24 protein-coding genes and 1 pseudogene are annotated in these 23,863 nt (G+C 59.9%); 16 read left to right on the forward strand and 9 right to left on the reverse strand.

Features of this window, described 5'->3' with window-relative positions:
- Positions 1-429: 429 nt before the first annotated feature.
- Positions 430-1,218 carry a formate/nitrite transporter family protein gene (locus PM3016_RS05590; RefSeq protein ID WP_014368704.1) on the forward strand — a complete coding sequence of 263 codons (789 nt, stop codon included), beginning with the start codon at positions 430-432 and terminating at the stop codon, positions 1,216-1,218.
- A 60-nt stretch (positions 1,219-1,278) separates the two neighbouring features.
- Positions 1,279-2,211: an L-lactate dehydrogenase gene (locus PM3016_RS05595; RefSeq protein WP_014368705.1), complete on the forward strand. Its 933-nt coding sequence runs from the start codon at positions 1,279-1,281 to the stop codon at positions 2,209-2,211.
- Positions 2,212-2,438: 227 nt separating this feature from the next.
- On the opposite strand, the gene PM3016_RS05600 is transcribed toward PM3016_RS05595, so the two are convergent.
- Entirely contained in the window at positions 2,439-3,566 is a 1,128-nt protein-coding gene (locus PM3016_RS05600; protein WP_014368706.1) for an acyltransferase, read from the reverse strand.
- Between the two features lie 211 nt (positions 3,567-3,777).
- On the opposite strand from PM3016_RS05600, the gene PM3016_RS05605 reads away from it, so the two are divergent.
- The gene (locus PM3016_RS05605; RefSeq protein ID WP_014368707.1) at positions 3,778-4,080 is read left to right on the forward strand and encodes a hypothetical protein; all 303 of its coding nucleotides are present in this window, start codon (positions 3,778-3,780) and stop codon (positions 4,078-4,080) included.
- A gap of 88 nt (positions 4,081-4,168) precedes the next feature.
- Positions 4,169-4,657 carry a DinB family protein gene (locus PM3016_RS05610; RefSeq protein ID WP_014368708.1) on the forward strand — a complete coding sequence of 163 codons (489 nt, stop codon included), beginning with the start codon at positions 4,169-4,171 and terminating at the stop codon, positions 4,655-4,657.
- Positions 4,658-5,103: 446 nt separating this feature from the next.
- Here the strand turns inward: PM3016_RS05610 and gerQ are convergent, their stop codons facing one another.
- The gene (gene gerQ / locus PM3016_RS41305) at positions 5,104-5,781 is read right to left on the reverse strand and encodes a spore coat protein GerQ (protein WP_014368709.1); all 678 of its coding nucleotides are present in this window, start codon (positions 5,779-5,781) and stop codon (positions 5,104-5,106) included.
- 305 nt (positions 5,782-6,086) lie between these two features.
- Between gerQ and PM3016_RS05620 the strand changes: the two genes are divergently transcribed.
- Entirely contained in the window at positions 6,087-7,097 is a 1,011-nt protein-coding gene (locus PM3016_RS05620; RefSeq protein WP_014368710.1) for an NAD-dependent epimerase/dehydratase family protein, read from the forward strand.
- A gap of 85 nt (positions 7,098-7,182) precedes the next feature.
- On the forward strand, positions 7,183-8,049 hold the full coding sequence (locus PM3016_RS05625) for an SDR family oxidoreductase (RefSeq protein ID WP_014368711.1): 867 nt from the start codon (positions 7,183-7,185) through the stop codon (positions 8,047-8,049).
- Between the two features lie 1,054 nt (positions 8,050-9,103).
- Here PM3016_RS05625 and PM3016_RS05630 read toward each other — a convergent pair.
- From PM3016_RS05630 to urtA, 6 genes and pseudogenes are all read right to left on the reverse strand, one after another.
- On the reverse strand, positions 9,104-9,934 hold the full coding sequence (locus tag PM3016_RS05630) for an aldo/keto reductase (protein WP_014368712.1): 831 nt from the start codon (positions 9,932-9,934) through the stop codon (positions 9,104-9,106).
- A gap of 230 nt (positions 9,935-10,164) precedes the next feature.
- Positions 10,165-10,950, reverse strand: a complete 786-nt coding sequence (gene urtE / locus PM3016_RS05635; RefSeq protein WP_014368713.1) for an urea ABC transporter ATP-binding subunit UrtE — start codon at positions 10,948-10,950, stop codon at positions 10,165-10,167.
- Positions 10,943-11,740, reverse strand: coding sequence for an urea ABC transporter ATP-binding protein UrtD (urtD, locus tag PM3016_RS05640; protein WP_013917386.1), 798 nt, complete (start codon positions 11,738-11,740; stop codon positions 10,943-10,945). The genes urtE and urtD overlap by 8 nt, the downstream gene beginning before the upstream one ends.
- A gap of 111 nt (positions 11,741-11,851) precedes the next feature.
- Positions 11,852-12,958, reverse strand: coding sequence for an urea ABC transporter permease subunit UrtC (gene urtC, locus PM3016_RS05645; protein ID WP_014368714.1), 1,107 nt, complete (start codon positions 12,956-12,958; stop codon positions 11,852-11,854).
- A 41-nt stretch (positions 12,959-12,999) separates the two neighbouring features.
- Entirely contained in the window at positions 13,000-13,905 is a 906-nt protein-coding gene (gene urtB / locus PM3016_RS05650) for an urea ABC transporter permease subunit UrtB (RefSeq protein WP_014368715.1), read from the reverse strand.
- Between the two features lie 147 nt (positions 13,906-14,052).
- A pseudogene (urtA, locus tag PM3016_RS05655) lies at positions 14,053-15,320 on the reverse strand (urea ABC transporter substrate-binding protein).
- Between the two features lie 368 nt (positions 15,321-15,688).
- On the opposite strand from urtA, the gene PM3016_RS05660 reads away from it, so the two are divergent.
- The 10 genes from PM3016_RS05660 (at position 15,689) to PM3016_RS05700 (ending at position 23,470) form a co-directional block, all read left to right on the forward strand.
- Positions 15,689-16,027, forward strand: coding sequence for an urease subunit gamma (locus PM3016_RS05660; RefSeq protein WP_013917390.1), 339 nt, complete (start codon positions 15,689-15,691; stop codon positions 16,025-16,027).
- Between the two features lie 67 nt (positions 16,028-16,094).
- Positions 16,095-16,460 (forward strand): urease subunit beta, encoded by a 366-nt coding sequence (locus tag PM3016_RS05665; protein WP_014368718.1) that lies wholly within the window; start codon positions 16,095-16,097, stop codon positions 16,458-16,460.
- A gap of 9 nt (positions 16,461-16,469) precedes the next feature.
- Complete coding sequence (ureC, locus tag PM3016_RS05670; protein WP_014368719.1) at positions 16,470-18,194, forward strand: urease subunit alpha; 1,725 nt, start codon at positions 16,470-16,472, stop codon at positions 18,192-18,194.
- Between the two features lie 38 nt (positions 18,195-18,232).
- Positions 18,233-18,730: an urease accessory protein UreF gene (locus PM3016_RS05675; RefSeq protein ID WP_238540447.1), complete on the forward strand. Its 498-nt coding sequence runs from the start codon at positions 18,233-18,235 to the stop codon at positions 18,728-18,730.
- On the forward strand, positions 18,727-18,936 hold the full coding sequence (locus tag PM3016_RS39375; RefSeq protein WP_238540448.1) for an urease accessory UreF family protein: 210 nt from the start codon (positions 18,727-18,729) through the stop codon (positions 18,934-18,936). The genes PM3016_RS05675 and PM3016_RS39375 overlap by 4 nt, the downstream gene beginning before the upstream one ends.
- Before the next feature lie 72 nt (positions 18,937-19,008).
- The gene (ureG, locus tag PM3016_RS05680) at positions 19,009-19,671 is read left to right on the forward strand and encodes an urease accessory protein UreG (RefSeq protein WP_014368720.1); all 663 of its coding nucleotides are present in this window, start codon (positions 19,009-19,011) and stop codon (positions 19,669-19,671) included.
- Positions 19,664-20,509 (forward strand): urease accessory protein UreD, encoded by an 846-nt coding sequence (locus PM3016_RS05685; protein ID WP_014368721.1) that lies wholly within the window; start codon positions 19,664-19,666, stop codon positions 20,507-20,509. Before ureG ends, PM3016_RS05685 begins: the two co-directional genes overlap by 8 nt.
- A 318-nt stretch (positions 20,510-20,827) precedes the next feature.
- Positions 20,828-21,778: a heme o synthase gene (gene cyoE / locus PM3016_RS05690; RefSeq protein WP_013917396.1), complete on the forward strand. Its 951-nt coding sequence runs from the start codon at positions 20,828-20,830 to the stop codon at positions 21,776-21,778.
- Positions 21,779-21,871: 93 nt separating this feature from the next.
- Entirely contained in the window at positions 21,872-22,477 is a 606-nt protein-coding gene (locus PM3016_RS05695; protein WP_014368722.1) for an SCO family protein, read from the forward strand.
- A 66-nt stretch (positions 22,478-22,543) separates the two neighbouring features.
- On the forward strand, positions 22,544-23,470 hold the full coding sequence (locus tag PM3016_RS05700; protein WP_013917398.1) for an AEC family transporter: 927 nt from the start codon (positions 22,544-22,546) through the stop codon (positions 23,468-23,470).
- Here PM3016_RS05700 and PM3016_RS05705 read toward each other — a convergent pair.
- On the reverse strand, positions 23,467-23,826 hold the full coding sequence (locus tag PM3016_RS05705) for a toprim domain-containing protein (RefSeq protein ID WP_013917399.1): 360 nt from the start codon (positions 23,824-23,826) through the stop codon (positions 23,467-23,469). The genes PM3016_RS05700 and PM3016_RS05705 overlap by 4 nt on opposite strands.
- Positions 23,827-23,863 lie beyond the last annotated feature (37 nt).

Consider the following 23,863-nt stretch of genomic DNA (forward strand, 5'->3'; position numbering starts at 1 on the left):
GTTTGGATTGGTTTGGCGTCACGGCTTCATGAACGCTTTACAGGCTTGCTTTTTCGGTGAACACCTCCTCATTGCTTGTTTGCAGGCAGGTCTGCCGAGGGGCTGGGGCGGCAGGCTTCCTGCCCTTACATCGTAGGCAAGCCGGGCGATTGCAGGCAATCCTCCGTTTTTAACTTCCTGTAATTCCCTTTTATAACAGGGGATGGACGAACCCGGGGTGCCGGATGTGAACTGGATCACAGTCCTTCCTCGGGGTTCACGGCCCGCCGCGGCCCCCAAAAAGCCAATGAAATGATTAGCCGTGCTCCTCGGCACGCGGCCATGCAAAAAAGAAACAGTTCGGCCATATGCATGTGATCTGCTTCACATCCCCTTACTGGAAAGCCATGGTACACTCTCTTCAACAGAAAAGCGGAAGGGGAGCTGGACATGGAAGACGGAGCACTGGCAAAGGTTGAGGAGCTGGCCTTGAAAAAATGGGGGATTCTCCGGGACAACCCGGTCCGGTTCATCCTCCGCTCCATGCTGGCTGCCATGTTCATCGGCTTCGGGGTCATTGTGGCGTTCAAGACCGGCAATTACTTCTATCTGGAGCACTCCCCTTTCGCATATCCGCTCGCCGCATTGACCTTCGGGGCCGCCATTATTCTGATCTACTACGGAGGGGGCGATCTCTTCACGGGCAATACGTTCTACTTCTCGCTGGCTTCCCTGAGGGGAAGCATCCCGTGGAAGGAGACGCTGCGGATCTGGGGGTTCAGCTACCTGGGGAATGCGCTGGGGGCGGGGGCTTTTGCCCTGCTGATTCTGGCCACCGGACTGTATCACGATGCTTCCGTGAACGGCTTTCTATTAAGCGTCGTGGACAAAAAGATGAATACGCCCGGGCTCGAGCTGTTCTTCCGTGCGATCCTGTGCAACTGGCTCGTCTGCATGGCCTTCTTCATCCCGATGAAGCTGCAGGGCGACGGGGCCAAGATGTTCGCGATGATGCTCTTCGTGTTCTGCTTCTTCATCTCGGGCTATGAGCACAGCATCGCCAACATGTGCACCTTCGCGATCGCGCTGGTGCTGAACCATCCGGGGACGATCTCGTGGGCGGGCGTCTTCCATAACCTCATCCCGGTCACGATCGGCAATATGATCGGCGGCGGCGTGATGATGGGCGTGCTTTACAGCTATTTGAACGGCGGGGCTTCCTCCGGGAAAGCCGGATAGTAAGCTGGGTTGCGGAACGATGGATGACCATGATACTTGAGGATAAAGGGGCAATCGGACATGAACAGAACACCATTTTCGAAAAAAACAAGAATCGTTGTCATCGGCACGGGCGCGGTGGGCTCGACTACTGCTTACACGCTGCTGCTTCGGGGGCGGATGGATGAGCTCGTGCTGATCGACGCCAACGCGGAGAAGGCGAAGGGTGACGCGCTCGACATGAACCACGGCATGCCGTTCCTCGGCAATACCGATGTGTGGGCGGGAACGTACGAGGACTGCCGCGATGCGGATATTGTGATCATTACGGCGGGGGCGGCCCAGAAGCCGGGCGAATCGCGGATCGACCTGCTGAAGCGCAATGCGGCGATTCTGGAGAGCATCACGGACGAGGTGCTGAAGTACAACAAGGACGGCATCCTGCTTGTTGCCTCGAACCCGGTGGACGTCATGAGCTACCTCACCTGGAGGAAGTCGGGCTGGCCGGCCCGCCGCGTTATCGGCTCGGGCACGCTGCTCGACAGCGCCCGCTTCCGCTACCTTATAGGCCAGGAGCTGCAGGTGGACCCGCGGAGCGTGCACGCCCACATCGTCGGCGAGCATGGGGATTCGGAGCTCCCGCTGTGGAGCCTCTCGAACATTGCGGGCGGCCAGCTCTCGCTCAACGAGGAGAAGAAGGCGGAGATCTTCGCCAATACGCGGGACGCCGCCTATCAGATCATCGAAGCCAAGGGTGCCACGTATTATGCGATCGCGCTGGCGCTTGACCGGATCTGCACGGCCATCCTCCGCAGCGAAGCGGCGGTGCTGAACGTGTCGACGCTGCTGAAGGACTACCATGGCATCTCGGACGTGTATCTCGGCGTGCCTTGTGTGGTCGACCGCACCGGAGTGCGCGAGGTGCTGGGCCTGCAGATCACGGAGGAAGAGCGGCAGCGTCTGCAGGCATCGGCCGACAAGCTCAAGGGCGTGATCGCTTCGATCGGGCTGTAGAAGTAAGTGTAGGGAAGCCTTTCGGCACCCGTTTCTGCCTTGGCAGAGGGGAGCGGGGGCTTCTTTTTTTGGCGGGAATTACCGAAGAGATCATGGATGAGGCAGTCCGAAGACTGCTGGTCGGCAAATAGATCGCGCAAAAGCCCCGACAACCCTGCTTCCACTAGGTGGAGTAAGGTGATCGGGGCTTTGTCTGCTGCGATAACAATGTGGTGCAGGCATCGGTGCTAAGCCCGGCGCTTCTGCCAAGCCTGAGCAGCCCGGCGCAGCAGCATGGCCGCACCGACCGAGCCGGCGGCACAGAGCAGGAAGGACAGCACCGACCGCACGATCACGGAGGCTGCCGGAGCGGTCAGGTCCGCGGCCCAAACGGCGGCTTGAAGTACCAGCGCATGAGCCAGATAGGCCGTGTAGGAGTAGGAGCCGGCCTGCTTGATCAGCCGCTTCAAGCGCGCCGGCGCAAGATTCCCGAAGCGAATGGACATGGCGTGCATGGCCAGCACGGAGACGATCAGGAACACCGCCATGTGAGGCTGGACCAGGAACGTGTCATTGTATCGCATGACGAGCTCCGGATGCAGTTCGAAGTGCGAGACGATCCGGTACAGCAGGTACAGATTGACGGCTGCATAGGCGGCGATGATGACATATTGCCAGCGCACAATCCACTTCTTCCAGCGGGGGAGGTACAGGCCGGCCGCGGCACCCAGCACGAAATAGTACAGGAAATACCAGCTGTTCCGGTCTCGGTACTCGCCGAACAAATCCGAGAGAACCGGGATCCGCAGCCCGATCATTGTCTCGTCGACAAGGCTGTGATGCCCGGCATACCAGACATAGAGCAGGCCGCCGAACACGAGGAGGGCGGCGCCGGAGCGGCCGGCCCGGCGGTCCAGCCACAGTACGGCTTTGCGCAGAAGCGGGAAGAGCAGGTAGAGCTGGAACGTCATGACGATGTACCAGAGGTGGTACGAAGCTTCCCCGGTGAAGAGGAGCCTCCCGAACTTCTGCAGCCCCTCCCAGGAGGAGAAGGCGGACCCTCCCATCACGATGAACGCGTACAGGACTGCCCAAGGGAGGTAGGGCAGCAGGATGTCCCTGCTCCGCTTGCGGAGGAAGGGGCCGTAGGCCACGCCCGAATCGTAATTGTAGAACAGGACCAGGCCTGTGATGAAAATAAACAGCGGTACGGCAAACTTCGCCAGCAGCAGCAGGATGCCGAGCAGGACACCGTCTGCCAGCTGCAGCTTCGGCTCGAAGGCGTAATGGCCGACGACATGCTGCATGACCACGGCGAGGAAAGCGAAGCCGCGGAGATAATCGATCTCTTCGATGACAGGCTTTCTGGGGCTCATAAGTTCTCCTTTATACCGGTAAGCATGCTTTTCATTATAGGCGGTACGGTGATTTTTTTCACCCCTGCAATTGGAAGGAGGCAGCGGGTCCCGGGGGGCGGCAGGTTCAGCTATAATGTAACAGGAGTGGAATGATTTCATTCGGAGGGCATATAGCTGTATTTCGGGCTGCATTCCGATCCGAATTTTTTAACCATTGGAGGCTTGACCGTTGATCCCACAGGTGAGAAAGTCGAATGAAGATATGACCCTGAAAACGAAATACCTGATGTACCCGTCTTCGCTGCTCTATGGCCTCTCGATTGCCTTCAGCGTTCCGTATATGTGGAGATATGCCCTGCTGGTCCTGCTGACCATTGCGCTCTCGTTTCTGATTGATGAACCGATCCGCGGGCGGGTCCGGAAGACGGTGACGGTTTTTCTGTTTCTGTTCTTCGTGGGGACCTTGATGGGGCTCGTACTTATGGTAGTGAAACTGCTCATCCTCCTCGTCTTCAGCGGACTGAAGCCTTGAGCGCAGATGGTTTGCAGCGTCACAGGCCTTCCTATAAAATAGGGTTATCATCCCAAAAAAGGTTCCATTTGAGGAGGCGGCGGTGGGAATGACCACATTGCGGGAAGCAAGGCAGGCGTTGTGGGAAAGCGTAGAAGGCTTGTCCGGTGATCAACTCGAGCAGCGGGTCGGAGAAAGCTGGTCGGTGCTCGGTAACATCGAACACCTGTACGCAATGGAGCTATTCGTGGCGGAGGCGCTGCGCGGAGTGCTTCAGGCTCCGGCGGGAGAGGCTGCGGCGCCGAAGGACCTTGGCAGTCTGCTGGACCGTTCCGTCAAGTACAATGCTCCGCCCTTCGGTCATCCGTCCGGAAAGATCGGCAGCCTGGAGGAAGCGAAGCAGCGGCTGGAGGAGTCACTGGTGCAGCTGGAGACGGTCTTCTCGTCCGTACCGGAATCGCAGGAGGGCAGCGGCTACTCGATGCCTCATCCCGTGTACGGGATTCTGAGTGCGGCACAGTGGGAAGAGCTGCTGGCCCTGCATATCCTGCGTCATTCGGCCCAGATTGAGGAGCTTCGGAGCGAACTGGCCTCTTAAACGGGGCGGCTTCGCGGTGATAGGGCACCTGGCACAGCATACGGAACCCCCGTTGGTTGTGGACGGGCCCCCGCAGCGGGCATCGCCTGCTGCGGCATGTCGTGGCGTAATTCTTCCACCAGGTCGTCCCTTCACCGGGCCATCGTTTGCCGGCTTGGCCGGCAAACGGCATCCTGCCGCCAATTGACCGTGTGAGCGCCTAAGGAACGTTGTTCTAACCTCTGGGCAGCTGGAGGCACAGGACCTGACCCATCGCTTCCCGTCGTACAGGCCGCGCATGACGCATCTGCTGAGGGAAGATGATCGAAGTCATTTTCACCGGGCGCTCGGTGAACGAAGAGGGGCGGCCTGGCTGCAATGCATAGGAAACAGGCGGAACGCAGATGCGTTCCGCCTGTTTCGGCATGCGCGGTGATTGCTCCCGGCTGAGAGAGGCTGCTTCCTGCTTATCTCCCGCCGGTACCGCCTCCGCCTCCCGCGCCGCCAGGACTGCCTGCACCGCCAAATCCGCCTCCCGCGCCGCCAAGTCCGCCTGCACCGCCAAATCCGCCACTCGTGCCGCCAAGTCCGCCTGCACCGCCAAATCCGCCACCCGTGCCGCCAAGTCCGCCTGCACCGTTGAATCCAGCCGTGCCGCCAGGACCGCCTGCACCGCCCAATCCGCCGGGAACACCGGCTCCGCCGAACCCTCCGCCGAACGAAGGGGCATACTGCAGCTCTTGATCGAAGGTCACGTAATCCAGGTTGACCATCAGAAGCAGATAGCGCATGCCCGTTGCCGGGTCGCTGATAATGATGTGGTCACGGCCGGCCGCTTCCAGTCTCCCCTTGAAGATTTTGGCATTCCACTGGGAGTTGTTCTCGTAGGTCATATACAGCGTAGCGATCTTGCCGAGGTTCAGCCGCAGAATGTTCTCGATGTATGATTGTTCGATCGGAAGCTGGCCCGGTATGGAAGGGCCGGTTGGAAGCGAGGGTGCTCCAGGCGCACCGGGCGGCAGGTATCCGGGCGGAAAGCCGGCCCCTGGCATGCCTTGGCCGGAAGGCTGGCCGCCTCCGGGCATGGAAGGATAGCCGGGGTACCCCGCAGGACCCGTGCCAATGGGATAAGGATTGTTGAACATGGTTCGTTGGAACCTCCTCAGGACTCGCAGCCCGAAAGCTGCTTAGTGGAATGGATGACACACGGCCGGGCAGGAATAGGAACAGAGCGGCCGCTTGGCTCAATTCTTCGGCAATTGCACGATGACTGACCGCGGTAGGCACACGATTCATTCTATGAGAAGCGCCCGGATTTCTTGACTGGGCGGCGTTGATTTTTTTGCCGGGCCTCTCAGGCGTTCTTCGCGGTACTAGGGGAAGTTAGTACTTACCGGGGCCTTCGATTTTCTTACAATAAAGATAAGAATGTCGAATGGAATGGTGAGAGATGCGGGCATTGGTGACCGGTGGAACCGGGTTTCTCGGAGGACAGCTGGCGAAGCGGCTGGCTATGCTGGGCTGGGATGTGACCGCGGCGGGGCGGCGGGAGGATAAAGGGCGCCGCCTGATGGAGCGGGGGATCCGTTTTTTGCGGGCGGATATGGGCGACAGGGAACGGATCGAGGCGGCATGCGCAGGCATGGATGCCGTGTTTCACTGCGCTGCGCTGACTTCACCGTGGGGGGATTACCGGGATTTATACGAAAGCAACGTGACGGGAACCCGGCATCTGCTCCTGGGCTGTCTTCGGCATGATGTGGGCCGGCTGGTGCATGTTTCTACGGCGGGGGTGTACTTTGATTATACGGACCGGATGGGGCTGACCGAGTGCGGCCCGCTGCCGGAGCGGATGGCGAACGCTTACCTGCAGACGAAACGGCTTGCGGAGCTGGAGGTGGAAGCGGCGGGCAGACTGGGCCTGCCCGTCGTGACCATCCGGCCGCAGATGATCGCCGGGGAAGGCGGGGGCTCCCTGCTGACGAGGCTGCTCCGGGCGAATGCCCGCCATGGGCTGCCGCTCATTGACGGCGGCCAGGCCGTGGTGGACTTCTCCTTCGTCGACAATGTGGTCGATGCGCTGCTCCTGTGTCAGGCGGCACCGGCTTCGGCGCTGGGCCAGGCATACAACATCTCGAACGGGGAGGCGGTCCGCCTGGCGCACCTGCTGCCCCGGTTGTTCGGCACCCTGGGTGAGAAACTCAACGCCAGACCCTTGTCCTACCGGGCGGCTTACGGGTGGGCCGCTGCCATGGAAGCGGCTTCGCGGCTGAGAGGCGGGCGGCCGGAGCCGCTGCTTACCCGGTATATGGTCGGAGTACTCGGGCGCAGCCAGACGCTGGACATCCGGGCCGCCCGGGATGGACTGGGCTATGAGCCGCGGATTGACGCTGCGGAGGGGCTGGCCCGGCTCGCAGCCGCCTGGCGGGTGCAGGAGAGGTGCGCAGGAGCCATGGAGTGACCGCGATCATCGGGCTCGCTGGATTCCGTTCCCCGCTTGTGACACAATACGTAGAGCAGGAATGAGAGCGGGAGGGAACAGCGGCATGAGAATCGGCAGCTCAGTACGGCGTGGAAGAGGCAGGCCGACGGCACTGGTGACCGGAGCTTCGAGCGGCTTGGGGCTGCGCATTGCAGCCGCCTTGGCGGCAGAAGGCTGGATGGTCGCTGCCGCGATGAGGGACCTCTCGAAGGGGGAGGCTCTGCTGGAGGCAGCCCGCCGGGCAGGAGCGGAGGAGCGAGTGGACTGTAGGAAGCTTGACGTCTGCGACGAAGAGGCGGTGCGGCATACCGTGCGGGAGGTGGCCGAAGACTACGGCCGAATCGACGTACTGGTGAATAACGCAGGCTACGCGGTTGGCGGCTATACGGAGGATATTCCGATGGAGGCCTGGCGCGCCCAGTTCGAGACGAACTTCTTCGGGCTCGTCGCCTTGACGCAGGCGGTGCTCCCGCTGATGAGGGAGCAGCGGCGGGGCCGCATCGTGAACATCTCCTCGATCAGCGGTCGGGCGGGCTTTCCGGGGTATGGGCCGTACGCCGCCTCAAAGTTCGCCGTCGAGGGCTTCAGCGAGGCGCTGAGGCTGGAAATGCAGCCTTATGGCGTCGATGTCGTGCTGATCGAACCGGGAGCGTACCGGACCGAGATCTGGCGCAAAGGCTTCGAAGGCATCCATGCCCCGGAAGGATCGCCCTACCGCCGCGAGCTCGAAGCGGTGCTGCGCTACTCGCAGCGGACCGCCGAGGCTGCGCCCGATCCGCAGGAGGTCGCGGATGCGGTGCTTCGCGTCCTCCGCGCCCCGCGGCCGAAACTGCGGTATCCGCTCGGCAGGGGCGTGGCCCTCTCACTGCTCGGGCGGTCGCTGCTGCCGTGGCGCTGGTACGAGCGCATCGTGCGGCGGATGCTGAAGTGAGAGCGGCGAAGGCAGCGGCAAGCGAAGCCGGCGGGTAAGCGGCCCGGCCAGGAGCATGGTGGTTAGACGGCGCGCCCGCTGCTGCCGTGGCGCCGGTACGAGCGCATCGTGCGGCGGATCCTGAAGTGAGGGCGGCGAAGGCTGCGGGCAAGCGAAGCCGGCGGGTAAGCGGCCCGGCCAGGCGCATGGTGGTTAGACGGTGCGCCCGCTGCTGCCGTGGCGCTGGTACGAGCGCATCGTGCGGCGGATGCTGAAGTGAGAGCGACGAAAGCAGCGGGCAAGCGAAGCCGGCGGGGCAAATTGGTTGCGCCGATCCGCCAATACATCGCCTAAGAGGAAGAGTGGAAATAACGGAACTCAAATGCGTTATGTCCGGCAATGGGAGGGTCATTTTTGAAATAGAGGAACGGAGGTTCGCTATTTCAGGGGATGACCCTGTTTTTTGATCGCACGGAGGCTGATAAGGCATCTGAGTTCCGTTATTTGTTGGGAAATGCCGGGAAATAAGCCGATAAGGCATCCTGGTTCCGCTATTTTATTTGAAGCTGCCCAGAGGATTGCTCCTTCCCGTTCCGCTCGCTTTCAGCATAGCGAAGATTGCCGCAGAGCGGAAGCGGGCCAGAAAAAGCGCCGTCTGTAAGTCCGCTTAAAGACAGTGTGCGGAGTAGGGGACGAGTGGACTTTTACGCTTCGGGCTTTGTGAAAGACAGGGGTTGGGGAGCAAACTCCGCTTCGAGCTATAGGGTGAAGCAGGGGAAGTCGAGCGAAAACTCCGCTTCGAAGGCTGTGACAAAGACGGAGGAGCGGAGCACGCCAAAGCGTCTCCAGCACAGTGGACTCATGTCCTAGCCACGCTTCGAGCGCTCTGGAGAGGCGGACGTGCCCAGCGCCCGGCCAATCAAACAAGCGCAAACCCTAGAGGGCTGCGCTTGTTCTTCTTCCCGGCAGTGAAGCCTGCACGGTCTATTGTCTAAACGTCGGATACCACCCGGTACCGAAAATGTACCTCACCCTCGCCGCTATGTACCCGCGTACATCAACAAGGGCTGGCCTCTTAGAAATTGAAGTTATCCGGATCCGGTCCGAAGCGCTTGTTCTGGTTCAGGCCGTCGATCCGGGTCATATCCTCGTCGGAGAGCTCGAAGTCGAAGATCGACGCGTTTTCTTCGATCCTGTGCTTCTTGACGGATTTCGGGATCGTGGCGATACCGTGCTGCAGATCCCAGCGGAGGACGACCTGGGCCGGCGTTTTGCCGTGCTTCTCGGCGATCTCGGCAAGCAGCGGCAGATCCAGGTTCCCCTGCATCAGCGGGCTCCAGGCCTGCAGCTGGATGTTGTGCTGGCGGCAGAAGGCGCGCAGCTCCGTCTGCTGGAGGAGCGGGTGGAACTCGACCTGGTTCACGGTCGGCACTACGCCGCTGTCGTCGATGATATCCTGCAGGTGATGCGGCTGGAAGTTGCTGACGCCGATGGAACGGACGTGCCCCTGCTTTTTCAGCTCGACGAGCGCTTTCCAGGTGTCTTTATATTTGCCTTTCACCGGCCAGTGGATCAGCAGCAGGTCGACGACTTCCAGGCCCAGCTTCTTGCGGCTCTCCTCGAAAGCCTGGAGCGTGGAGTCGTAGCCTTGATCCCCGTTCCAGATCTTGGTCGTTACGAACAGCAGGTCCCGCGGAATGCTGCTATCGCGGAGGGCCTGGCCTACGCCTTCCTCGTTCTTATAAGCTGCCGCCGTATCGATCAGACGGTAGCCGGTTTCGATTGCATTCGTGACCGACTGGACGACCTCGTCGCCCTTGGTTTGCCAGACGCCCAGTCCGAGCCAGGGCATATGTACGCCGTCATGCAGGAGCGTTCTATCACCGATTTGCTGATAGGTTGTCATGAATACTTGTCCCTCCCTGAGAATCGTATAAAGGTGCACAACGAACGTGTGCGGTTCCTTCACCCCTCATTTTATCACAGCGGGAGAAGGCTTTAAAAATCGCAGAACATCATATACCATTACCCGGCTTGAAACGTGCTGAATCAGCGGCAGCGTGGGGTGTACAGGATTCGCCGCCCAGAACCCTCGTCAACAAAAAAAGGCCCGCAGGGCCCAAAAGCCCTGCAGGTTCATACAGCCAGATGCCGGCGCACCTGGTCTTCGCTGAGATCGGCCGAGCTGCCCTCGGCTACGATCACGCCTTTGTCGAGCACATAGTAGTAGTCCGCGATCGAGGTGGCGAACGACAGGCTCTGCTCGATGAGCAGGACGGACATCGTCCGGCTCGCCTTGATCGACTCGATGACGCGCTCGATATCCATCACGATGGACGGCTGGATGCCTTCCATCGGCTCGTCGAGCAGGAGCAGCTTCGGCTCGGACACCAGCGCCCTTGCGATGGAGAGCTGCTGCTGCTGGCCGCCGCTGAGGTCGCCGCCCTTGCGATGGATCATCTCCTTCAGCACGGGGAACTTGTCGAACACGTGCTGCGGAATGCCCGCCCGTCGCAGCTTGGCGTCCGCCGCTTCCAGGCCGAGCAGCAGGTTCTCCTCCACCGTCAGCTGCGGGAAGACGTCCCGGCCCTGCGGCACGTAGCCGATGCCCGCCTTGGCCCGGCGGTCCGGCGGCTGCTTCGTGTAGTTCTGCCCGCCGTAAGCGATCGTGCCGCGCTTCGGCTTGATGAGGCCCATCACGGTTTTCATCAGCGTCGACTTGCCTACGCCGTTGCGCCCCATGAGGCAGACGACCTGGCCGGGCTTCACGGTCAGGGAGACGTCGCGCAGGATCATGCTCTCCCCGTACCCGGCTTCGAGGTGCTTCAGCTCCAGGCCCGCGCCCGAAGCCTGCCCCGCACCGGCCGTCTTTGGTGCTGTGTTCTCCATCATCATGTTCTCTGTCATCGTGTTCTCAGTCATTGCGCTCGCCCCGCCTTCCCAGGTACACTTCCGCCACGCGGTCGTCGTTCTGCACTTCCGCCATCGTTCCCTCGCACAGCACGGTGCCTTCGTGCATCACCGTCACGGTCTTCGCGAACTGACGAACAAAATCCATATCATGCTCCACCACCACCACAGTCTGCTTGTCGGAGATGCGGTGCAGCAGCTCGCCCGTCTTCTCGGTCTCGCTGTCGGTCATGCCGGCGGCCGGCTCGTCGAGCAGGAGCAGCTCCGGCTCCTGGATGAGCAGCATGCCGATCTCGAGCCACTGCTTCTCCCCGTGGGAGAGGGAGCCCGCTTTTTCTCTCGCCTTGTCGGTGAGTCCGATCATCTCGAGGTAGTGGTGCAGGCGCTCCCGCTGCTCCGGGGTCGTCTTGGCGACCAGCGTGCTGAGAAGACCGCGCTTCTGCCGCATGGAGAGGAGCAGGTTCTCCTGCACGGTCAGCGTGACGAAGATGGAAGGGGCCTGGAACTTGCGGCCGATGCCCAGCTGGGCAATCTGATGCTCCTGGTGCCGGGCGAGATCGGTCTGCCCCTTGAACAGCACCTTGCCCTGCGACGGTTTGACCTTGCCGCACAGGACATCAAGCAGCGTCGTCTTGCCTGCCCCGTTGGGTCCGATGAGAAAGCGGAGCTCGCCGGCCGAGAGGGCGAAATCAAGACCGCGGATGGCCTTGAAGCCGTCAAAATTCACCTCGAGCTTCTCTACGCGGACGATCGGCTCGGATACGTTTTTCCGTGGTGATGTTTCATTATAATGCATAGCCATCTGCCTTCCTCCTTTGTCGGGGTTCCCGGGGTTGGGGATTCGGTCTGTGAATCACGGCGCGGGTCAAAGCGGCTTGGCGGCTTCGGCTGCCTGCCGGGAAGGCGGGCGCCATTACTGCGGTTTGGACGGCTCGCTGTAGGCCAGCGCCTTGGATCCGAGCACTTGTGTGCTCCGGGTGCGGCCAGCGCGCCATTTGTCCGCGAGCTCCTGGAGCGTGCCGACAATGCCTTTGGGGAAAAAGAGCGTCACGACGACAAACAGCGCGCCCATCAGGAACGGCCAGAACTCGGGATACGCTTCGCTGAACGTCGTCTTCGCGGCGTTCGTGATGACGGTGCCGATGATGGCCCCGATGACGGTGGCCCGGCCGCCGATGGCGACCCACAGCACCATCTCGATCGACGGCACGATGCCCATCTGGGCGGGGGAGATGATCCCTTCCTGCAGGACGAACAAGATGCCGGCTATGCCGGCGAGCCCGGCGGATACGCAGTAGATGAACACTTTATAGGCTACCGGGTTGTAGCCGATGAAGCGGACACGGTTCTCCGCGTCGCGCACGGCAACCGGAATTTTGCCCAGCCGGCTCGAAGCGAGCCAGAGGGACAGCAGCAGGGTCAGGCCGACCGCTGCGATCGTGACGTAATAGAGCATGAGCTTCACGGAAGGATCGCCGAGCTTCAGCCCCAGGAACGTATCGAAGTTCGTCAGCCCGTTCGTCCCGCCGGTGTAGCCCTGCTGTCCGACGAAGAGCGTGACGGTGATGATCACGAGCGCCTGGGACAGGATGGAGAAAAAGGTGCCGCGGATCCGGTTGCGGAACGTCAGGTAGCCGAGGACGAACGCGACGATAACCGGAACGAGGACCGCGAGCAGCAGGGCCGCGCCGGCCGACTGGAACGGGGTCCAGAACCAGGGGAGCTGCTCCACGCCGCTCCACGACATGAAGTCGGGCAGGCCGTCCGGGGAGGCGGCGAGCTTCAGGTGCATCGCCATGCAGTAGGCGCCGAGTCCGAAGTAGACGCCGTGACCGAGGCTGAGGATGCCGGTATACCCCCAGATGAGATCGAGTCCCATGGCCAGCACGGCGAAGGCGAGGAACTTGCCGAGCAGGGAGAGCCGGAATTCGGACAACAGCATCGGAGCGAGCAGCATCAGGGCCAGCAGCACCAGGCTGAGAATGAGTTTGGTCTTGGTGCCGGAACTTTGCAGCATCATGAATCAGCACTCCTTCCTTTATCGAATGAGGGGTTCTTCATCTAATCGAGGGCACGCGATTTCATCGTAACAAGGCCTGCCGGACGCCATTGAAGGAAGGCAATGATCAGCGTGAAGACGATCACCTTGGCCAGCGTGGCGCTCGTCGTGTATTCGAAAGCGGTGCTGAGCACCCCGATCCCGAGCGCGCCGGCGACCGTGCCGATCAGCTTGCCGACGCCGCCGAGCACGACGACCATGAACGCGTCGACGATGTAATAGGTGCCGATCGAGGGACCGATCGGGCCGAGCAGCGTCAAGGCGCAGCCGGCGATGCCGGCCATCCCGGAGCCGAGCGCGAAGCCGAGTGCGTCGACGCGGCCGGTGGAGATGCCGAGGCAGGCGGCCATGCCGCGGTTCTGCATCACGGCCTGCATGCTGCGTCCGCCGCGCGTATGGTAGAGGTAGAGATAGATCGCGGTGATGCAGAAGATGACCAGCGCGATGATGAACAGCCGCTTATACGGCAGGGTCAGCTCGGCGGTGATCGCGAGCCCTCCCTCAAGCCATTCGGGCGCCTTCACGGCGACGTTCGGCGCACCGAAGATCGTGCGTGCCAGCTGCTGCAGCACCAGGGAGACGCCCCAGGTGGCGAGCAGGCTGTCGAGCGGCCGCCCGTAGAGGAAGCGGATCAGTGTCTTTTCGAGCAGCCAGCCGATGGCGGCGGCCACGAGGAAGGCCACCAGCAGCGAGAGGGCGAAATAGTAGCCGAACGCCGAAGCGGGCAGCATTTTTTGGAAGAGCCCCTGAATCATATAGGTCATGTAGGCGCCGATCATGATGAACTCGCCGTGCGCCATGTTGATCACGTTCATCAGGCCGAAGGTGATGGCAAGGCCCAGTGCGATCAAGAGCAGGATCGAGCTCAGCGAGATGCCATTGAACAGCTGGAGCAGAAGCAGGCTCATCATCAATGCCTCCTTAAGTAATCGAATCGATCCCCTCAGCAGAGGGGGGAAAACCGAGGGACTGCCCGGAGGCAGCCCCTGATCTCTCTTTACATAGCGGCTTTTGCTGCTGGCGGATCGTTTTTGCCCGGGGGCAAACCGTTACTTCTACTTCTTGGTGACTTCAGCGCCCCAAGGGTAGGTCTTCAGGAACGGATCCGGCTTCACCGGCTGCCCGGAATTCCATACTTCCTTGAACTGGCCGTCGGCCTGGACCTCACCGATGCGGACCGTTTTGTACACGTGCTGGTTCTCGCCGTCGATCTTGACCTTGCCGCCCGGCGCGTTCCATTCAATGCCCTTCGCCGCTTCCTTCACCTTGTCGACCTCGAAGGAGCCGGCCTTCTTGACCGCTTCCGCCCACAGGTAGACGCCGAAGTAGCCTGCTTCGATCGGATCGTCGGTGACGCGGTCCTTGCCGTACTTGGCCTTGTAGGCCTCAACGAACTTCTTGTTCTCCGGCGTGTCGGTCGTCTGGAAGTAGTTCCAGGCTGCGTAGTGGCCTTCGAGCACGGAAGCGCCGATGCCGCGGATTTCTTCCTCGGCCACCGATACGGAGAGGGTCGTGAGATCCTTGGAGGTGATTCCCGCGTCCTTCAGCTGCTTGAAGAACGCCACGTTGCTGTCGCCGTTCAGCGTGTTGAACACGACGTCCGGCTTCTCCTTCTTGATCTTCGAAATGATCGTATTGTAATCCGTGTGGCCGAGCGGCGTGTATTCTTCGGCAATCAGCGTGCCGCCTTCGGCCTTCAGCTGTTCTTTGATAATCTTGTTCGCCGTTCTCGGGAAGACGTAATCGGAGCCCAGGAGGAAGAACTTCTTACCCTTATTCTGGAGCAGCCAGGAGACGGCCGGAACGATCTGCTGGTTGGTCGTCGCGCCGGTGTAGAAGATGTTCGGCGAAGATTCCAGACCTTCATACTGCACCGGGTGAAAAAGAGGCCCTTGTTCTGCTCGACCACCGGGAGGACCGCCTTGCGGCTTGCGGACGTCCAGCCGCCGAAGATGACCACGGCTTTATCCTTCTGCAGCAGCTTCTTCGTCTTCTCGGCGAAGGTCGGCCAGTCCGAAGCGCCGTCCTCGACGATGGGCTTGAGCTGCTTGCCGAGCACGCCGCCCGCCTTGTTGATTTCCTCGATCGCCATGAGTGTGGCGTCACGCACGGATACCTCACTGATGGACATCGTTCCGGTCAGGGAGTGAAGCACGCCGACGGGTACGGTGTCTCCGCCTGCGGCAGCCGCGTCCGTCCTGGTTTCGGCAGCCGTGCCGGAACCGGTGGTGGCGGCAGGCTTGGTGGCGCAGCCGGCCAGCATGGCCGAGAGCGACAAGCTGACGGCCAGTAGTGCGGTGAGTCCTCTTTTTCTAGGTTTCATCGATTCCACTCCCCCATATTGTTTGGTGTCTCCATGTGAAGTCGCATGCCGTGATGTGGAAAACTTAGGAAGCCCTGCTTTTCACATGCCCTACTATAGGCGAATGAAACCTATGTGTCAATATAGTTGACACAAATTGTTTGTGATTCGTGAAATGCGGAATTTTGTTGTTCTTATTGAAATATGAACGGGGTGGATTACCAGAATACGGGATAAAAACGGATTTTATTCATTTTTTCGTGTAATAAAAAATTACATAAAAGGTTTACAGCGTTGAGAATCGCGAATATAATAGGGTTATTGAAACGTGAATATTCGTGTTTGAGATGGAAAACCCACGGAAGAAAACGAAGAGGCGGAGGTCTGACATGTACCTGACAGAGAGGGAGAAGGAGAAGCTGTTGATCACGGTGGCTGCCGATCTCGCCCGCCGCCGGCTGGCGCGGGGTGTGAAGCTGAACTACCCGGAGAGCGTGGCTCTGATCACTTCGGAGATTATGGAAGGGGCCCGCGACGGCCGGACGGTGGCGGAGCTGATGCAGTTCGGTACGACGGTGCTTACTGCCGAGCAGGTGATGGAAGGCGTGCCGGAGATGATTCATGAAGTGCAGGTGGAAGCGACGTTTCCCGACGGGACGAAGCTTGTGACCGTGCATCAGCCGATCCGTGCTGCAGCGGCGGCAGGCAGCGGCACGGCTGTAGAATAATGTATATGTCACTTTAGATAACATTAATACGATTCCGGGACTACCGGCACAGGAGGGAGCGGGCACTATGATTCCAGGAGAATACCGGGTAAGAGCAGGGAGCATTGAATTGAACGCAGGCAAGGAGAAGTCGGATCTCGTTATTGTGAATACGGGGGACCGTCCGGTTCAGGTAGGTTCACATTACCATTTATTTGAAACGAATCGGGCCCTGCAGTTCGACCGTTCGGAGGCGTTCGGCATGCGCCTCGACATTCCGGCGGGAACGGCCGTCCGCTTCGAGCCGGGCGAGGAGAAGCCGGTGAAGCTGGTGGAGCTTGGGGGCGACCGGCTGTCCTACGGACTCAACAACCTCTCCAAAGGCAAGGTGCGCCGGGGGCAGCTCAGTGAGCCGGTCCGCATCCGGCTGACGGAATGGGAGGAGGGCATGTAGGTGGCACACATGGACCGCAAGGCCTATGCCCTTACTTTCGGGCCGACGACGGGAGACGCTGTCCGTCTTGCCGATACCGAGCTGTGGGCGGAGATCGAGGAAGACCGCACCGTCTACGGGGATGAGTGCAAATTCGGCGGAGGCAAGGTCATTCGCGACGGGATGGGCCAATCCAGCCGGCATACCCGGGATCAAGGTGTGATCGACACCCTGATTACCAACGCGGTCATTATTGACCATAGTGGAATTATCAAGGCGGACATCGGGATCAAGGACGGGGTGATCGTCGGGATCGGCAAGGCGGGCAATCCCGATATTATGGACGGCGTGGACCCGAATATGGTGGTCGGCGCTTCAACCGAAGTCATTGCCGGGGAAGGCAAGATCATTACGGCCGGCGGGATCGACTCGCATATCCATTATATATGTCCGCAGCAGATCGAGACGGCGCTGTCCTCGGGAGTGACCACGATGATCGGCGGCGGTACGGGGCCGGCGGCCGGTACCAGCGCGACGACCTGCACGCCGGGAGCCTGGCACATGCGGCGCATGCTGGAGGCGGCCGAAGCGTTCCCGATGAATCTCGGCTTCACCGGCAAGGGGAATGCCGCGTTCCCGGGCCCGCTTGAGGAGCAGGTGGAAGCGGGGGCGATCGGCCTGAAGCTTCACGAAGACTGGGGGACGACGCCCGCTGCGATCGATACCTGCCTCGCGGTTGCTGACAAGTACGACGTGCAGGTGGCCATCCATACGGACACGCTGAACGAATCCGGCTTCGTGGAAGATACGATCCGGGCGATCGGCGGCCGGACGATTCATACATATCATACGGAGGGGGCCGGAGGCGGGCATGCGCCGGACATTATCCGGATCGCCTCGGAGCTCAATGTGCTTCCTTCCTCGACGAATCCGACGCGTCCCTATACGGTCAATACCGTAGAAGAACATCTCGACATGCTGATGGTCTGTCATCATCTCGACAGCCGGATTCCCGAGGACGTCGCCTTTGCGGATTCGCGGATCCGTCCGGAGACGATCGCTGCGGAGGACATCCTGCACGATCTGGGCGTGTTCTCCATGATCTCTTCGGACTCCCAGGCGATGGGCCGGGTCGGTGAAGTGATCACGAGGACGTGGCAGACGGCGGACAAGATGAAGAAGCAGCGCGGTTATCTGCCGGCTCCGGACGAGAGCCCGGAAGCGGCACACCCGGACAACGACAACTACCGGATCAAACGGTATGTGGCCAAATATACGATCAACCCGGCGATCACCCATGGCGTGGCCCACTTGGTGGGATCCGTCGAGGTCGGCAAGCTGGCGGACCTCGTCGTATGGACCCCTGCCTTCTTTGGCGTCAAGCCCGACATGGTGCTCAAGGGAGGGATCATCGCGTTCGCCCAGATGGGCGATCCGAACGCCTCCATCCCCACGCCGCAGCCGGTCTTCGGCCGCCCGATGTTCGGCGCCTTCGGCCGCGCGCTGAACCACTGCATTACCTTCGTGTCGCAGGCGGCTTACGACAAGGGAGTTCACCTCGAGCTAGGCCTGCAGAAGCGGATCGAGCCGGTGAAGGGCTGCCGGAGCGTCACGAAGAAGAATATGATCCATAACGGCGAAACCCCGTCGATCGAGGTGAACCCCGAAACCTATGAAGTGAAGGTGGACGGGAAGCCGGTTACCTGCGAGCCAGCCGACGTGCTGCCGATGGCACAGCGGTACTTTTTATTCTAATGGAAGAAGATCATGAAGAAGACAGAGGAGGCGGAGGCATGGGGCATCACGAAGGCTTCTCCTGGCTGGCCTATACGCAGCTTCTGGATTCGGCGCTGCCCATCGGCGGCTTCTCGCACTCGTTCGGACTAGAGACGCTCGTGCAGGAAGAGCGGCTCGAGCGGCCGGAGCAGCTTCGGGAGTATATTGAAGCGATGCTGGTCCACAGCTGGGCTCCGGTCGATGCGTTGGCGGTTAAGGCCGTCTACCGGTATGTCCCCGAGCAGCGCTGGGAGGACCTGTGGCAGGTGGACTGCACGCAGCATGTGCAGCGTTCGGCGAGCGAGACACGCGAAGGAGTGGCCAAGATGGGCCGGAGGCTGTATCAGCTCGCGAGGTCAGTATACCCGGACCTCGGCTGGGAACCCTTGGCCGGCGCGCTGGCGCGGAGGGAATGCATCGGCACGCACCCGCTCAATTCACGGCTGGCTCTCCTATGGGCTGGGCGTACCGCTGGCGCAGGCGGCCGAAGGGTACCTCGTACACCTGCACGATGACCTGCATCAACAGCGGCCTGAGGCTGATGTCGCTGGGGCAGACGGAAGGGCAGCGGCTGCTGGCCTCACTGCTTCCTTCCATCTCCGCCGCCTGGAAGGGGGCGGCGGAGCTCGATCCGCTCGAGGACGGCTATGCGAGCAATCCCCAAGCGGAGATTGCGATGATGCGGCATGAGGGGCTGTATTCGCGGCTGTTCATGTCCTGACGATGGGTTGGAATTCATCTTGATTTAATTACTTACTAAATTATAAATAGGGATCCTAAGGAGGACTTCACTATGTGCCAAGGCAGCAATCATCACCACCACGGTTGGGAAAAGCCGGAAGGTCGCCGGCTGGAGCGCCCGATGCGCATCGGGATCGGCGGACCGGTCGGCTCCGGGAAGACGGCTCTGGTGGAGCGTCTCGCCCGCAAGCTGAACGGCAAATACAGCATCGCGGTCATCACGAACGATATCTACACGAAGGAAGACGCCAACATCCTGATCCGCTCCGAAGCGCTTCCGGCGGACCGGATTATCGGCGTGGAGACGGGCGGCTGCCCGCATACGGCCATCCGCGAAGACGCTTCGATGAATTTTGAAGCGATCGAAGAGCTCGAGGGACGCTTCAGCAGCCTCGACATCATCTTCATCGAGAGCGGCGGCGACAACCTCGCGGCAGCGTTCAGCCCCGAGCTCGTGGACCGCTTCATCTATATTATCGATGTGGCGCAGGGGGAGAAGATTCCCCGGAAGGGCGGTCCGGGCATCATGCGCTCCGACATGCTCATCATCAACAAGATCGATCTGGCTCCGCACGTCGGCGCTTCCTTGAAGGTGATGGAAGAAGATACGGTGAAGATGAGGGGCAGCAAGCCGTTCGTATTCTCCAACCTGTTCGATGGCCAGGGACTGGATGACATCGTAAACTGGGTGGAACACGAATACAGTCATGCCTAAGGTCACAGGCTCCGTCGACGCCGCGCTCTCGCGTGCGGGCGGAGCCACGCAGCTGCTCTCCCATGCCCAGTCGTATCCGCTGAAGATCGCCAAGACCTTCCCTTTCCCCGATGACCTGCTGGGGGTATACGTCATGGATGCTTCGCCGGGGATCATGGCAGGGGATACCTACGAGCTGCAGTGGCGTTTTGCGGAGGGAACCCGCGCCTACATTACCAACCAGTCCTATACGAAGGTGCACCCTTCCCGCACGGCGCCGGATGAAGCTTGGCGGCCAAGCGCCCAGGTCCAGCGGCTCACGCTCGAAGCCGGCAGCTATGTCGAGTACATGCCGGAGCCTCTGATGCTCTATGCCGAGGCCGCCTTCGATGCCGAGACCAGCGTCAGGATGGAGCCGGGCTCTGCGCTGTTCCTGAGTGAGATCGTCTGTCCCGGCCGTCTGCACCGGGGCGAGTCTTTCCAGTATGAACGGTATGCCAGCCGGATGAGAGTGCATTACGGCGGGGAGCTGGTGTTCAGCGGACGGATGCGGGTGGAGCCGCGGGGGGCGGCTCCGGTGTCGGTCTCCCGGTGGGATGGGCACACGCACCTCGGGAGCCTGTATTTGTTCTCGGACCGTCTGGCTGCCGACCATGCCGAAGAACTGCGCCTCCTTCTGGAGGAGAAGTTCTCCGGTGTGCCCGGGCTGTACTTCGGCAGCTCACTTACCTATAAGCACGGTCTTGCTGTACAAGTGCTCGGGCGGCGGGTGTACGAGATGCAGGAGGTGCTTGACTGCGCCTGGGGATTTCTCCGCCGCGCCGTCTTCGGGCTCGAGCCCCTGCGGGTGCCGAAGTGACGCGGATTCGTGCCTTATTCCGGCTCCCAACCGAGAACAAATGAATTGTCATGCGAGAGAGACCGTCCGGGCAGCCGGGCGGTTTTGTTGCATTTTCAAAGAACCTGGATGCACCTCTTGGAAAAATAGAGGCTCTGTGTGCCCTTCGGATAAGAATCCCGACATATCGACAATATTTTGAACAGCCCCCCTCCTTTGTTGTCAAACGTTGCCCCGGTTGATATTATTAAGGGGATGTGCATGAAAAGAGTACTAAGGCTGAACGATTCCGACATACCTGTCTGATGATAGAAGCTTCACACAAGGAGGTAACACGAATTGAAGGATCAAGCTAGCCTCGATCTGGGGATCGAGACGGCGGCCGCTGCATCGGACCCGGCGGCAGGCACTTCGGCCGGCTGGAGGGACTTCGTACAGCTTGCGAAGCCGGGAATTTTGTTCTCCAACTCGATGACCGCGTTCGGCGGATTCTGGGTGGCGTCGGCTTGGAAGATCGATTGGGTGACGATGATATTCGCGCTGCTCGGAACCGTGCTCGTTATGGCTTCCGGGTGCGTGCTTAATAACTATTTGGACCGCGACATGGACAACAAGATGGAGCGGACGCAGAAGCGGGCGCTGGTGACGGGCACCATCTCTCCGCAAACCGTGCTCTGGTATGGATTTATCCTGGGCGTGCTGGGACTGGCCACCTTGTGGTTCGGAGCCAACCCGATATCGGCGCTGCTCGGATTGATCGGATTGTTCCTCTACGTGTGGATTTATACCGCCTGGTTCAAGCGTACTTCCGTATGGAGCACCTTCATGGGCAGCTTCTCCGGTGCGGTGCCTCCGATGATCGGTTACTGTGCGGTAACGCCGGAGCTCGACGCAGGGGCGTGGATCCTGTTCGGCATCATGTTCCTGTGGCAGCCCCCGCACTTCTGGGCGCTGGGCATCCGCCGTATGGAAGAGTACCGCGCCGCCGGGTTTCCGCTGCTGCCGGTCGTCCGGGGCACCTACGTCACGAAGATGAGCATGATCCGCTACATCGTCCTGCTCGTTCCGGTGTCGATGCTGCTGTATGTTTATGAATATGTCAATGTGTATTATTTCTTTGCCGCGGCGGCCATGGGTTTGTACTGGGCTTTCCTGTGCCTGAAGGGGTACAAAGTACAGGGAGAAGAAGAAGTACTGTGGGCGAAGAAGATGTTCATCTACTCCGTCAACTATCTCATGCTCCTGTTCATCATCATGATCGTCTGTACGACGAATGGCCCTCTCGGCTGAGGAGAGGAGACCGTGCCTCAGTTTCATATAGAGTCATAATCCCAAGGCCTAGTCCCTGGGATTTATTTTTTGAAGAAGGGGAGTAACAAACAGATGCAAAGCAGCGCATTTCGAATCGTCATCATCATCCTGCTGCTCGGGCTGATCGGGACCCTGGGCTATATGCTGTGGCAGGGGAATCAGAAGCAGATCGATGTCATTAAACCGGCCGCCGATTTCAAGCTGGAGAATGTGGACGGGCAGGAGGTTACGCTCTCCGGGACGCAGGGCAAGGCCAGATTGGTGTATTTCTTCTTTTCCACCTGCCCGGATGTCTGTCCGCCCACGACGTACAATCTCTCGAAGGTGCAGAATGTGCTGAAGGAGAAAGGGGTGTTCGGTACCAAAACGGCACTCATGTCGATCTCCTTCGATCCGACCAACGATACGAGGGAACGCTTGAAGGAGTTTGGGGACCGGTTCCAAGCCGACTATTCAGGCTGGTATTTCCTCCGCGGGGATGAAAAATATGTGATCGACCTGGCGAAGCAGTATGAGGTGCTGGTCGTGAAGAACCCGAAAGACGGAAGCTTCACCCACTCGAACCTGTGGCTCCTGGTGGACGCCAAGGGACAGATCCGTACGTATTACAAGGGGGATGCCGAGGATCTTGACATCGAGCAGGTAGCCAAGGATCTCATCCAAATCTCCAAAGATTAAACCTTCCGGGATCCGGCGGGGCACCCGCATGCAGCAAGAAGAACCCTGGAACCTGGAGGCCCGCTTATGACTTATCTTGTCCATATTCTGCTGAACAACGTCATCCCGCTGACGATCATGATTGTCGTGGGCGTTGTGCTGTACCGGGCGTTCAAGCTCGACATCAAGACGCTCTCGAAGCTGAATTTCTATTTGTTTTCGCCGGCATTGGTGTTCAAAATGCTCTATGAATCCCAGCTGTCGCTGAATCTGCTGGGGCAGACGCTCCTGTTCTTCTTCGTTTATTTCGCTGCGATGTACCTGCTGGTGGAGCTTGTGATCCGGGTCCGCCGCTATCAGGGCGGCATGGTGCCGGCGATGCGTAACAGCGTCATCTTTTACAACAGCGCCAATTATGCGATTCCGCTGAATCAGCTGGTGTTCGTAGGCGATGCGTTCACGCTATCGATCCAGATTATCATCATGATGATGCAGAGTCTCCTGCCGAATACATACGGCATCTATTCGGTCAATGCATCCAAGAAGAACGATATGAAGGATACGCTGCGTACGATCTTAACGCTGCCCGTCATCTATATTATCCCGGTGGCTTTCTTCATGAAAGGCTTCGACATCCCGGTGCCGGGGCCGATCTATGCGCCGATCAATTATGTATCGGACGCCTTTATCGCCACTGCTCTGGTTACCCTTGGTGTACAGCTCGGGAGTATGAAATGGCAGCTGAATTTCTCCGATGTCATGCTGTCGAATCTGCTGCGTCTCTGTATCGGGCCGGCTGTAGGTTTTGCCGTAGTGCTGCTGCTCGGGATTGAGGGAGTCATGGCGCAGGCGCTGGTGCTTTCCTGTGCGGTACCCACCTCCCTAAGTTCGGTGCTGATTGCCGTAGAGTACGACAATGAGCCTGAATTCTCGTCCCAGGTCGTGTTTTCCTCCACGATCTTCAGCATATTTACCGTCACCTTGGTCATTTATCTGATGAAATTTATTCCTTAGAACTTTTCGAAGGTCGGCAGAAGGGGAGGATACACGATGTATTCTTCCAGGCCGGCCTTTTCGAGCTGCTGAATCAGGTACTCATCGGGCGTGCCTTCCACACCGGCGTAGCCGCGGCGCGTGTAGATCTGCTCCGCATCCGGAAAGGTATCCCGGAGAATACCTCGGATCTTTTTGCCGGAGGAATCGTTGTCGGTAAAAAGAAACACTTCCCGCTCGCCGACCTTCTTCTTGAGATCTTCCAGCCGTGTGGTGTTCAGCGAGCCGTAGGTGCAGAGAATCAGAATGTCGTCGGTCAGCAGACGGCGGAGCCTGCTTTTGTCATTCTTTCCTTCCACAATGAGTGCGATGGACATGAAAGATCCCCCTTTACGCTGCAAGGTAGCTTGTATA

The sequence above is a fragment of the Paenibacillus mucilaginosus 3016 genome, from assembly GCF_000250655.1.
GTDB lineage: Bacteria > Bacillota > Bacilli > Paenibacillales > NBRC-103111 > Paenibacillus_G > Paenibacillus_G mucilaginosus.

Coding starts and splice junctions, on each gene's coding strand:
- PM3016_RS05590 (WP_014368704.1), top strand. CDS start 430: ATGGAAGACGGAGCACTGGCAAAGGTTGAGGAGCTGGCCTTGAAAAAA.
- PM3016_RS05595 (WP_014368705.1), top strand. CDS start 1,279: ATGAACAGAACACCATTTTCGAAAAAAACAAGAATCGTTGTCATCGGC.
- PM3016_RS05600 (WP_014368706.1), bottom strand. CDS start 3,566: ATGAGCCCCAGAAAGCCTGTCATCGAAGAGATCGATTATCTCCGCGGC.
- PM3016_RS05610 (WP_014368708.1), top strand. CDS start 4,169: ATGACCACATTGCGGGAAGCAAGGCAGGCGTTGTGGGAAAGCGTAGAA.
- gerQ (WP_014368709.1), bottom strand. CDS start 5,781: ATGTTCAACAATCCTTATCCCATTGGCACGGGTCCTGCGGGGTACCCC.
- PM3016_RS05620 (WP_014368710.1), top strand. CDS start 6,087: ATGCGGGCATTGGTGACCGGTGGAACCGGGTTTCTCGGAGGACAGCTG.
- PM3016_RS05625 (WP_014368711.1), top strand. CDS start 7,183: ATGAGAATCGGCAGCTCAGTACGGCGTGGAAGAGGCAGGCCGACGGCA.
- PM3016_RS05630 (WP_014368712.1), bottom strand. CDS start 9,934: ATGACAACCTATCAGCAAATCGGTGATAGAACGCTCCTGCATGACGGC.
- urtE (WP_014368713.1), bottom strand. CDS start 10,950: ATGACTGAGAACACGATGACAGAGAACATGATGATGGAGAACACAGCA.
- urtD (WP_013917386.1), bottom strand. CDS start 11,740: ATGGCTATGCATTATAATGAAACATCACCACGGAAAAACGTATCCGAG.
- urtC (WP_014368714.1), bottom strand. CDS start 12,958: ATGATGCTGCAAAGTTCCGGCACCAAGACCAAACTCATTCTCAGCCTG.
- urtB (WP_014368715.1), bottom strand. CDS start 13,905: ATGAGCCTGCTTCTGCTCCAGCTGTTCAATGGCATCTCGCTGAGCTCG.
- PM3016_RS05660 (WP_013917390.1), top strand. CDS start 15,689: ATGTACCTGACAGAGAGGGAGAAGGAGAAGCTGTTGATCACGGTGGCT.
- PM3016_RS05665 (WP_014368718.1), top strand. CDS start 16,095: ATGATTCCAGGAGAATACCGGGTAAGAGCAGGGAGCATTGAATTGAAC.
- ureC (WP_014368719.1), top strand. CDS start 16,470: ATGGACCGCAAGGCCTATGCCCTTACTTTCGGGCCGACGACGGGAGAC.
- PM3016_RS05675 (WP_238540447.1), top strand. CDS start 18,233: ATGGGGCATCACGAAGGCTTCTCCTGGCTGGCCTATACGCAGCTTCTG.
- PM3016_RS39375 (WP_238540448.1), top strand. CDS start 18,727: ATGACCTGCATCAACAGCGGCCTGAGGCTGATGTCGCTGGGGCAGACG.
- ureG (WP_014368720.1), top strand. CDS start 19,009: ATGTGCCAAGGCAGCAATCATCACCACCACGGTTGGGAAAAGCCGGAA.
- PM3016_RS05685 (WP_014368721.1), top strand. CDS start 19,664: ATGCCTAAGGTCACAGGCTCCGTCGACGCCGCGCTCTCGCGTGCGGGC.
- PM3016_RS05695 (WP_014368722.1), top strand. CDS start 21,872: ATGCAAAGCAGCGCATTTCGAATCGTCATCATCATCCTGCTGCTCGGG.
- PM3016_RS05700 (WP_013917398.1), top strand. CDS start 22,544: ATGACTTATCTTGTCCATATTCTGCTGAACAACGTCATCCCGCTGACG.
- PM3016_RS05705 (WP_013917399.1), bottom strand. CDS start 23,826: ATGTCCATCGCACTCATTGTGGAAGGAAAGAATGACAAAAGCAGGCTC.